Source organism: Methanobrevibacter arboriphilus JCM 13429 = DSM 1125, from assembly GCF_002072215.1.
GTDB lineage: Archaea > Methanobacteriota > Methanobacteria > Methanobacteriales > Methanobacteriaceae > Methanobinarius > Methanobinarius arboriphilicus.
The window spans coordinates 24507-36743 of the sequence record NZ_JXMW01000002.1 but is presented as its reverse complement, the minus strand read 5'-3'; the positions used below and the strand labels follow the sequence as shown (position 1 = coordinate 36743).

Genomic DNA, 12237 nt, shown 5'->3' with positions numbered 1-12237 from the left:
TGCTTGGGGTGTTTATAATTGTTCGTTTATAAATAATAGTGGATCTGATGGTGGTGCTATTTACTATCAATTTGGTAGTAGTGGTGATGGTTTTAAGTTTGATGTGGTAAATTCTACTTTTATTAATAATACTGCTACTACTGGTGGTGCTATTTATTTTAACACTTATAATGATTATAGTGCTCGTTCTACTTTTCTTGTGAATAATTGTACTTTTATTAATAATACTGCTACTACTGGTGGTGCTATTAGGGCTTATTTTAGTGGTAATGATCATTATTTTTTAGTTACTAATTCAAGTTTCACTGATAATACTGCAACTACTGGTGGAGCTATCTATTATAATCGTGCAAATGGAGGAGCACGTTTTACTGTAAATTATTCTAACTTTACTAATAATACTGCTGATGATGGTGGAGTTATATATTCAGAATTATTTGGTGAGTTTAGTGTAAATTATTCTAATTTCATTGATAATACTGCTACTAATGGTGGTGTTTTCTATTTTAATAGACCTAGTACAGTTAATAATTTTTTGATTGCATATTCTAATTTCACTAATAATACTGCTGGTGAGGGTGGTGTTATTTATGGTTTATTTAATTTACTTAGATTAAATAATCTAACTTTCACTATGAATACAGCTATTAATGGTGGTGTTATTTATAGTGGAGGTATTAATGTTTCTGTGACTAATTGTAGCTTTGATAGTAATAATGCTGATAATGGAGCAATTTATAATAATGGTACTTTGATTATTAATGGTTCTAATTTTACTGTGACTACTGGTGGTGATGGTAGTTGGAATATAACTTATACTCCAAGTGTTGTGGGTCTTGTTGATGTTGTTGTAAGTTGGAGTGGTAATGAGGCTTACTTTGGATTTATTAATACTACTAGTTTTAATGTAGGTAAGGGTCAGCCTGTTTTAGATCTTAGTGTGGAGAATGTTAGTTATGGTGAGGTACCTGCTTTAGTTGTTAATGCAACTATTGATGGTGAGGCTATTGCAGATGGTTATTATGATTTAGTTATTAATAGTAAAAATTATAATAATGTGTATTTTGTTAATGGTGTCGGATATGTATCTTTAGATGCGTTTTCTGCTGGTATTTCTGTTGGTAATTATAGCTACCTTGTGGTTTTAGTTGCGAGTAGTAATTATAATGCTTCAAGTTCTGCTGTGAATTTCACAGTTTCTCCTGCTATTCCTATACTTAGTGTTGATTCTGTAAATGATGTGTTTTATGGTGAAAATGTTGTTATATCTGGTAGAGTTACTGGTGTGGGAGGTAGTATTCCAACTGGTAGTGTGACTATTCATTTTAATGATGGTGCTAATGCAACTGTGAGTCTTAAATCTGATGGTACTTGGACTTTTACCTTTAATACAACAAATACTAATGTCTTTGTTAATGGTTCTGGTTCTTATGTTGTTAATGTAACCTATAATGGTGATAATAATTATAATATTACTGTTAATAGTGGTGTGAGTTTTAGTATTCTTCCTGCAGTTCCAGTTGTTATTGTTAATCCTGTAAGTAATGTGACTTATGGTAATAATATAACTGTTACTGGTACTGTATCTGGTGTTGGAAGTGTTCCAGCTGGTAATGTGACTATTCATTTCAATGATGGTACTAATGTAACTTTGGGCCTTAATGCTGATGGTAGTTGGTCTTATACTTTTAACACTACTAATGGTAGTGTTTTTGCTGGTGGTGTGGGTTATTATATTGTGAATTTGGTTTATAATGGTGATAATAATTATACTGTTGTTGTTAATCATGTTGTGAGTTTTAATATTCTTCCTGCAGTTCCGGTTGTTAGTGTTGATCCTGTTGATGATGTGCTTTATGGTGATAATGTTACTGTTGTTGGTAATGTTACTGGTGTTAGTGATGTAGATTTTGTTCCGACTGGTAGTGTGACTATTCATTTCAATGATGGTAGTAATGTTACTGTGGACCTTGATACTGATGGTAGTTGGTCTTATACTTTTAACACTACTAATGGTAGTGTTTTTGCTGGTGGTGCGGGTCATTATATTGTTAATGTGACTTATAATGGAGATAACAATTATAGTAATGTTGTTAATGATGTTATGAGTTTTAATATCATTCTTGTTATTCCAATTCTTAGTGTTGATCCTGTGAATAATGTGACTTATGGTGATAATGTTATTATTAGTGGTAATGTAAGTGGTGTTGATGGTGTAGGTGTTGTTCCGACAGGTAATGTGACTATTCATTTCAATGATGGTAGTAATGTTACTGTGAATCTTAAATCTGATGGTGCTTGGTCTTATACTTTTAACACTGTTGATAGTAGTGTTTTTGCTGATGGTGTAGGTTATTATGTTGTTAATGTGACTTACAATGGTGATAATAATTATAATAGTACTTTTAATAGTGGTGTGAGTTTTAGTATTCTTCCTGCTACTTCGGTTCTTATTGTTAATCCTGTGATTGATGTGGTTTATGGTGATAATGTTACTGTTAGTGGTATTGTTACTGGTGTAGGTGTTGTTCCGTCTGGTAGTGTGACTATACATTTCAATGATGGTAGTAATGTTATTGTGAATCTTAAATCTGATGGTGCTTGGTCTTATACTTTTAACACTACTGATGGTAGTGTTTTTGCTGATGGTCTGGGTTATTATGTTGTTAATGTGACTTACAATGGTGATAATAATTATAATAGTACTGTTAATGATATTTTAGGCTTTAATATTGTATTACCTGGTGTGAAAAGTACTAATAGTACTATTATAATTCCAGATAATGTTTGGTCTGGTCATGTGTTTAATATTACTGGTGTTCTATTGGATAGTGATGATAATCCATTGATTGGTGTTAGTCTTAATATTACAATAGCTGGAACTTTGAATGTTTCATCTATTGTTGTTACTGGTGTTGGTGGTGTTTGGAGTTATGCTTTCACTCCAACTGTTGGTGTTTATAGTGTTATTGTTAGTTGGAAGGGTAATGATGCTTATACTGGTTTTACTAATGTTACTGGTTTTACTGTGTGTAGTGTGAGTAATTCTAGTATTGTTGTTGTTCCGTCTCCTGCTAGTGTTGGTTATGATGCTATTTTAAGTGGTGTTGTGAGTGATGAAGCAGGTAATCCACTGGTTGGTGTTAGTGTTACTATTGTTATTAATGGTAATGCTACTTATACTAGGTTTACTAATAGCGATGGTGTTTGGAGTGTGACTTATAAAATTTCAAAAGATATTGCTCCGGGTTCTAATATACTGGTTAGTGTTAGTTGGGCTGGTAATGGGTCTTATTATGGATTTAATAATGAAACTGTCTTTTTAGCTTTGATTAATACTAATAGTACTATTGTTGTTCCAACTAGTCCAGTTCTTGTAAATTCAAAGCTTTTTATCACTGGTATTTTAACTGATCTTAATAATGATCCTTTGAGAAATAAAACTATTGATATTACAATAAATGGTGTTTTGGGTCATGTTGTTACTGGTGTTAATGGTGACTGGACTTATGGATTTACTCCTACTGTTGCTGGTCTTTATACTGTTGTTGTGAGTTGGAATGGATCAGAGTATTATTATTCTGGTTTTAGTAATACTACTAGTTTTATTGCTCGCAATATTACTAATTCCACTATTCTTGTAGAAGGTGTTTTTAATATTGGTAATGACATTAATGTCAGTGGTGTTTTAACTGATATTGGTGGTAATTTATTGGTTGGTGTTGATTTAAGTGTGGTTATTAATGGTACTGCTTATACTATGACTACTGGTGCTGATGGTAAATGGAATCTTAATTTTGTTCCAAAGAATGTTGGTGTGTTTAGTGTTATTGTTAGTTGGGCTGGTGATGGGACTTACTTTGGTTTTAGTAATAGTACTAGTTTTGTTGTGTTTAAGGATGATTTAGTTGTTGGTGCTGTTGTTGGAAATGGTAGTTTAGGTGATACTGTTATTGTTAGTTTATCTCTTAATGAGAGGATTAACACTACAAGTGATGTTATAATTGGTAATACTACTTATTATGGTGTTAATTTTTTAAATGGTGAGGCTGTTTTAAATTATATTATAATTAGTCCTTATTCTGGTGATTTAGAAGTTGTTTTTGTTGGTAATGCTGAGTATAATAGTGCTGTTACTTATGTTCCAGTTGTTTTTAAAGATTTAATTGGAACTAAAATTAGTTTAAGCTCAACAAAGGAGGGTAATAAGATTACTGTTGAAGGTGAGCTTAAAGATATTAATGGTAATGTTTTAGCTAATCAGGTGGTTGTTTTAAAGCTTGGTGATAAATCTGTGAATCTTAAGACAAACAGTAAAGGTGTTTTTAATTATACTTTCACTTTATCTAAGGCAGGTAATTATTATGGTAGTGCTTTGTATAATGGTTTGAATACAAGTTATGTTAAATATGGTTCTTCTATTGGTAAGTCTAATTCTATTACTGTTAATAAAGCTAAACTGATTGTTTATACTAAAGTTAAGTCTTATACTCTTGTTAAGAAGTCTGGTAGGCGTTATCGTGTGAGTTATAAGACTTATTATGTTAAGAATGTTGGTGATTTGGAGGGTTCTAAGCTTTATAATAAGAATTTCTTGAAAAAACATTCTTTAGGTAGGTATGTTTTGAGTAAGGTTAGTAAATCTAGTAATGTGAAAACAAGTTATAATAAGGTTAATAATGTTTTGAAATTCACTGTTAAGAATCTCAAACCTCTTAAAATATCTAAAATTAAAATGAAAGGATATAGGAAAGTTCTTAAATAATTTTTTTTTATTTCTTATGGTGTGTGAGAAATTTTTTTTGGGGATATATAAAAGAAGAAAAGAAGATTTACTAAATATTCTTTTTATCTTTTATTATTTTTTTAAAAAAGAGGTTGACTCACAATTATTTTTGTTCAGTCAGTATATATGTTAAATTGAACAATTTCAAATAAATTTTGTTCTATACAATTTTGTATAAATATAAATCCAAATTTGAGTTTTTGTTCATTGAACTTGCAATTGTGAGTCATTCTAAAAAACAATTAAAATATAATCACTCTCAAATATTTAGTATGATATTTGATATTTAATCTTCTCCTCTATTTGCTTACTTTTATTAACTATAACTTTATTAAGTATATTAAATATACTTTTAAGAATATTATATACTTTAAGGATATTGAGTATAATTTTATTAAGTATTAATTAATAATATAATAATATTTAGCATAATTAAATTATTTTCATTTATAATAATTTTCAATTAATAATTATCTTCAATTAATAAGATCTTTAATTAATAAGGTCTTCAATTAATAAAATTTACAGGGTTAACTATGATAGTAGAAAATCAGATTAAAGATATATTAAAAAGTCGTAAAGTTCACTTAACTTTAATAGATCCTGATGAACAAACTCCTGAAGGAGCTGTTGAGATAGCTAAAGCAGCTATACGTGGTGGAACTGATGGTATTATGCTTGGAGGTTCTACTGTAGATGGTGCAGATGTTGATAATACTGCAAAAGCTTTATCAAAAAATATTGATCTTCCAATTATTATTTTCCCAGGAAATACTAGTAATGTAAGTAAATATGCTGATGCAATCTTTTTTATGAGTTTTTTAAATTCTAATAATCCTTATTGGATTATTGAAGCTCAAGCTCTTGGAGCTCATTCAGTTAAAAAATCTGGAATTGAAGCTATACCTATGGGATATCTGGTTATATCTCCTGGAGGTACCGTTGGTTGGATTGGTGATGCAAAACTTGTACCTCGAAATAAGCCAAAGATTCCTGCTGCTTATGCTATGGCAGCTGAAGCACTTGGAATGAGATTTTTCTATCTTGAAGCAGGTTCTGGTGCAGAAGAACATGTGACTCCTGAAATGGTTGCTTACTCTAAAAAAGCTACAGATAACATGGTTTTAGTTGTTGGTGGTGGAATTCGTAATGGTGAATCTGCTTATACTGTAGCTAAAGCTGGAGCAGATGTTATTGTCACAGGAACTATTGTTGAAGAAACTGACAATGTTGAAGCTAAAATAAATGAGATTGTTTCTAGTATTAGAAAGGCTAATGATTAAATTAAATATTTAACAGTACTAATAGTTAATAATTATAATTATTATAATTATTATAGTTATTATTATAGTTATTATTATAATTATTATTATGATTTGTTTTTATTATGATTTTTAAAATAATAATTATTTTTTAAAGGAGTTAAGATGTTAGAATCACTTTATACTGAAGCTATAAATAAAAAAGGGAGTATTATTGACAAAATTAAGGATTATGATAATCATAATCTAGATATTTCTAAATTTTGGAATGATGAGAAAATACCTAAAAATGATTATAATTTAACTATAGCTACTGGTGATGGTAGTAAACATGAAAAAAAGTTCCTTAGTTTTTATTTTTATGCTATTTCTGCAGAATCATTGATTTATAATGATAAACTTTCTAAGATAGAAAGCTCTTATATAAACACAATGCCACATAGTGAATTTGCTAAAGATAGAATTAGAAATTATATGGGTCTTTTTGAAGTAAAAAATGCATTAAAAGCTATTAAAAAATATGATGTTGATTATTATCTTTATGATGGTTCTCTTTTAGGAGATTTAATAAGGCCTTCTCCTCTTGAAAAAAAAATCCCTCAAAGTCTTCGATATGATATATTAGATTTAGCTGAGGATAAAATCAAAAAAGAAATTGAAGATATTGGAGAACATAATGTTAAAGTTTTTTCTAATGAATTAGTTTACAAGAATTTAAAAAATAAAATTGAATCTATCCAAAAAGTTGGAAATAATAAAGGATTTACTCTTGAAAATGTGGAAAATTATTTAGAAAATATAGAAAAACTTTTAACATTAGCTAATTTATTAAAATATAAAAATAAACTTATTGCTATATCTAAAACTTCTACTGCTACTGATTATTTTGATATTAATATTCCAGATATAGCTATTTTTGATAAGTATACTAATAGTCAAGTTACAGGCTATTCATATCCTCCAAAATATTCTCATGATAAGAATAATCAATTAAAAAGAGAGTTTCCTGTTGAAAATGAGTTTTTTAAAAGTTTAGTTTTTACAATATTTTATGTAAGACTAGAAAAAAATAAGAATATTTTAAAAATTGAGTTACCTTATAAAGCTAATGAAGAAAGGATTAAAGAGATTATTGGAATTATTTCTAAGGATTGTACTGATGGTTATCCTTATCTTCTTAAAAAAGCCCATCATGATGTTGTTATTAAAAAAAACGATATTGAACAGCTATCTAAGATTATTGGTATTTATGAAAAGTCAGGTAGGGAAATGCTTTAAATATATTTAAATATTTTAGGAATTAAAATATTTTAGGAATATTTTTGAGGAGGTATTTTATTTGAAAAATATTTTATTGAAGGGCCTTGTGATGTGGATTTGATGATTATTGAAAAAGCTAATTTAAATGATTTAGATGAAATTTTGGATTTGCAGAAATTATCCTATATTAATGAGGCAGAGCTTTATAATGATAATTCAATTGAACCTTTAAATCAGACGATTGATGAAATTAGAGAAGAATTTCAAAAAGGAATTATTTTAAAATCTTTTGATTATGAATATGGAATTGTAGGTTCTATAAGAGCTATTAAATCTAATAATAATATAATGATTAGAAAACTTATTGTTCATCCTGATTTTCAAAATATGGGTATTGGGAAAAAACTACTGAGTGCTATTGAGAGTTATTATATAAGTTTATATTCTAATATTGATTTTTATCTATTTACAGGTTATAAAAGTTCTAAAAATTTATATCTATATAGAAAGTGTGGATATAAAGAATTTAAAACTGAAAAGATATCAGAAAATTTTGGCTTTGTTCACTTTAAGAAGAAAAGTAACGATATTTATATTTAATTTTAGACATTTAATGGGGAGATATTGATATTAATAATTCTGACTTAATATAATTTGGTTAATTATAATTTGAACTTGATATCATCTGGTTAATTATAATTCTGACTTAATATGATTTGGTTAATATTATTTGGATTTAATATGATTTAGGTGTTAATATGATAATTGGACGATGTGTTGGTGAAAATTCTCTTATTGATGTTAATTTTGTTTCTAAAGAGATGCCTAAAGTAGGGGAATATGTATCTTTAAAATATGATGGAAAAGTTATTTTAGGCATGATTGAATCTCTTATTAGAGGTAGTGTTTCGCTTAATGGTGATATTTATGATCCAAATACAATTGAAAAAATAAGAGAAATTGAAGGTAAAGATTATTATATAAAAGGTAATATTCGAATTCTTGGGGATGTTGATGATAATCTTAGAATTCCAAGAACACCTGCACCTCCAGGAACTGAAATACAAGTTGCTAATGAAAAAGTTTTAAGAAAGATTTTTAAGCTTGATAATGGATTAAAAATCGGAAATCTCATTAGTCAGGAAGATGTTGAAGTAAAACTCAATATAAACAATATGGTTTCAAGACATTTAGCTATACTTGCAATGACTGGAGCTGGAAAATCTAACACAGTTTCTGTTCTTATTGATGGTTTACTTGAATATAATGGATGTATTCTTATATTTGATATGCATGGTGAATATATTGATGCTGAATTTAAAAATGGTGCTGTTAATCCAATTGATCCAATTATAAATCCTATATATATGTCTTTTAGTGAAATAAAAGGTTTAGCTAATATCCCAAGTTCTGCTTATATCCAAGAAAGATACTTTAGAGAAGCTTATAAAGAAGCAAATGCTATTGTTAGTTCTGGTGAATCTGATACTAGAGATTTTCTTGAGATTATGAGACGAGTTCTTGAAAAATGGTATAATACAGAAATTTTCCGTGGAAAAGAAATAAATTCATCTGAAAAAGCAAAAATTATGGATGTAATAAATAAAATGGATGATTTAAAAACAAAATATGATAATCTATTGAATATTAATGGATCTAATATTTTATCAGAGTTAAAATTAGGAGTAGCTAATGTAATTGATTTAGGACAAACTGATGAATCTGCAGCTGAGGTTATTGTTAGTCATATATTACGAAATGCTTTAAAGAGCAGAAAAGCAGCTATACATAAAAAGGAAGAAAATTTCTATGAAAAACATCTTAATTTTCCAGTTTTTTTCATCATGGAAGAAGCACATATTTTAGCTCCTAAGAATCGTAATCCTTCATCTAAGTATTGGATAAGTAGAGTTGCAAGAGAAGGGAGAAAGTTTGGTCTTGGTTTGTGTCTTGTTAGTCAAAGTCCAAAGTCTGTTGATCCTGATGCTCTTTCTCAAGCTAACAATATGATAATTCTTAGACTTGTTGAACCTCAAGATCAGAGACATGTTCAATCAGCTAGTGAAAGTCTAAGTGAAGATCTTGTAAAACAATTACCTTCTTTAAATGTAGGTGAAGCTATAGTTTTAGGTTTGATGGTAAAAGTTCCAACTCTTGTTAAAATTGATGAATTTAAAGGTAGAACTGTTGGTGATGATATTAATATTATTGATCAATGGCAATCAATTAAAGATAAGGAATTAAATGACATAAAAGACCAGGAAGATGAATTTAAACAATTAGGCGGAAATTATTAAGTTTATAAGGTAAATTATGTCTATTACTAACACTAGCTATCAAAAAGCTAAAATTATTGTCGAAGAAACTAGAAGACTTTATCTACAGATTATTCTACTTGTTGGAATATTTTTGTTTATTATAGTTAGAACAATTATAAGTAGAAATTTTCTATTAATGCCATCATTTACATTTGTAGGTGAGAATGTTTCTTTTTCTCCTGAGTTATCAATTATACAATCTCCATTTTTTATTTTTGCTTATGTTGCTGTTATTTTTTCAATATTTATAGTTTTTAGATATATTAAGCTATATAATCTTAAGAGAAAATTTAGAAGTGGTGAAAAAGGAATTAAAAAGCTTAAAAAGTATATGAAAACTGATAAAATTCCTAATAAAGAAGAAGTTGATAATAAGTTCGATGAAGATAAAAATAAAGCAAAGAGAAAGTTTTATATTTTAGTTATTAGAGTTGTTGTTTTGAATTTTGTATTATATTATGTTTTCACTAATTATATTTCTAACTCATTTTTATTCTTTAATATAATTTTACCATTTTCTATATTAACTTTAATATATCGATATTTATTGTTGTTTCACTCTGATAAGAAATTTTTAGGTGAAAAATGGGAAAATGAAAAAATAGAATATTATATTTCGGAATTTAATTAAAAAATAGTAAATCTTTAGTTTTATTTAATATTATTAAAAATAGCTATTATTGGGATATTTTACTAAAATTATATAAATTTTAAACTGTATATTATTAAATAGCTTTATATTATTAGATAACTTTATATTATTTAATAGATCTGTATTATTAGATATTTTTATATTATCATATACTTTTATATTATTAAATATGATTTAGAATATAATTAAGTATTTATTGAGTATTTATTGAGTATTTATTGAGTATTTATTATTTATTAATTATTTATTAAGTATTCATTAATTATTCATTTATTAAATATTTATTATCAAGCATTTAATCAAGCATTTATTAAAATATATATTTGTAAAATATATATTAATATAATCAGTAATTAAAGGATTTAGCAAATAGTATAATTATTATTAGATTAATATATAATAACATTTATTTGTAGTAACTGTATTAGCTTATTTATAATTATATTTAATATTATAATTGATAATTATATTATAATTATATTTAACAATTTAATAATTATATTTAATAATTACATTACTTATCATGTTATATTAAAAATAACTATTCAAATTAATAACCCAAAAAGGTAAAAATATGAAATTTGCTCATTTATCTGATACTCATTTAGGATATCGCCAATATGGATTAATTGAAAGGGAAGATGATTTCTATAATGTATTTAATGAAATTGTTGATAAAATAATTGATGAGAGAGTTGACTTTGTAATTCATAGTGGTGATTTGTTTGAAATAGCAAAACCATCTCCAAACGCACTTCTTATTTTTCAAGAAGGTTTAATGAAAATTAAAGAGTCAGGAATTCCATTTTTTGCCATTGCTGGAAATCATGACACTATATTACGTCAAAATGCTCTTCCACCACAAATCCTTTTTAAAAAGCTTGGTCTTACTCTTATTAGTCCAAATAATCCTATTGTTAATAGTTCTTTTTTAAGGGAAAATGATATTTTTATTGGAGGTACTCCCTATATTTCAAAATCTCAAACACCTCTTTTAAAATCTCTGCTCAATGATTTATCTAAAAAAAGTGAAGGGTTTTCAAAAAGAATATTAGTTGCTCATCAAGGAATTGATAAATATATTCCTTTTGATTATGAGCTTGAAATTTCAGATATTCCAACTTCTTTTAATTATTATGCTATGGGCCATGTTCATAATAGAATTATTGATGATTTTGGCCAAGGAAAATTAGTTTATCCAGGTTCTACAGAAATTTGGAGGTCTAATGAAGCTATTGATTATAAAAAAAATGGAAAAGGTTTTTATATAGTTGATACTAGTGAAAATGATGCTGAAAATAGATTTGATGTTGATCCAATTAATATTGAACTTCCAAGAGAGTTTATATCTAAAAATATTGAATATGGAAAATTAGATTCAGAACTTAATTCTTTGGGAAGCTATATTTCTTCTTTAAACAATAAACCTATTTTAAATATTACTATAGAAAAGGGTAATTTTAATACATCTGATGTTTATAAAAAATTAAATAATATTCTATCAAAGATTACTTTAATGTTTAGACCTACTTTTAGGAATGAAGAATTAATAATAGAAGAGAGATATATTAAGGATAATACTTCTCTTGAACCAAAAGATTTATTGGTTGAATCTCTTAAATCTTTTGATAATGAGGACATTTCTAATTTAGCTGTTGATCTTTTAGGCTCATTGTCTAAAGACAAATTTGAAGATTCTCAAAAAATTGCTGATTTGTTTTATGAAGAGTATTTTGGTCAATATGAGACTGAATTTAAAAAAATAATGAAACAAGAGTCTAAAAATAAGAAAGATGATAAGAATAAATTAAATAGTAAAAACAAATCCCACAGTAAAAACAAATCCAATAATGAAAATAAGTCTAATCATAAAAATATTAACAATAATAATAGTAACGAAAATATAAAAGATTCTGATGAGAAATTTAAACAGACAACCATTGATTTCAAATAATTTTA

Annotated in this window: 7 protein-coding genes; all 7 read left to right on the top strand. The window is 27.0% G+C overall.

The genetic code is table 11. The features are described 5' to 3' along the window. Positions 1 to 103: 103 nt before the first annotated feature. Entirely contained in the window at positions 104 to 4765 is a 4662-nt protein-coding gene (locus MBBAR_RS01710) for a beta strand repeat-containing protein (protein WP_080459558.1), read from the top strand. A gap of 557 nt (positions 4766 to 5322) precedes the next feature. Then, complete coding sequence (locus MBBAR_RS01705) at positions 5323 to 6069, top strand: geranylgeranylglyceryl/heptaprenylglyceryl phosphate synthase (protein ID WP_080459557.1); 747 nt, start codon at positions 5323 to 5325, stop codon at positions 6067 to 6069. Between the two features lie 144 nt (positions 6070 to 6213). Beyond that, positions 6214 to 7326 carry a DNA double-strand break repair nuclease NurA gene (locus tag MBBAR_RS01700; RefSeq protein ID WP_080459556.1) on the top strand — a complete coding sequence of 371 codons (1113 nt, stop codon included), beginning with the start codon at positions 6214 to 6216 and terminating at the stop codon, positions 7324 to 7326. 102 nt (positions 7327 to 7428) lie between these two features. Beyond that, on the top strand, positions 7429 to 7908 hold the full coding sequence (locus MBBAR_RS01695; RefSeq protein ID WP_080459555.1) for a GNAT family N-acetyltransferase: 480 nt from the start codon (positions 7429 to 7431) through the stop codon (positions 7906 to 7908). Between the two features lie 158 nt (positions 7909 to 8066). Continuing rightward, complete coding sequence (locus MBBAR_RS01690) at positions 8067 to 9605, top strand: helicase HerA-like domain-containing protein (protein ID WP_080459554.1); 1539 nt, start codon at positions 8067 to 8069, stop codon at positions 9603 to 9605. A 16-nt stretch (positions 9606 to 9621) separates the two neighbouring features. Beyond that, a complete protein-coding gene (locus tag MBBAR_RS01685) occupies positions 9622 to 10257 on the top strand; it encodes a 2TM domain-containing protein (RefSeq protein ID WP_080459553.1) in 636 nt (211 codons plus the stop codon). A 595-nt stretch (positions 10258 to 10852) separates the two neighbouring features. Then, positions 10853 to 12232 carry a metallophosphoesterase family protein gene (locus MBBAR_RS01680; RefSeq protein ID WP_080459552.1) on the top strand — a complete coding sequence of 460 codons (1380 nt, stop codon included), beginning with the start codon at positions 10853 to 10855 and terminating at the stop codon, positions 12230 to 12232. Positions 12233 to 12237 lie beyond the last annotated feature (5 nt).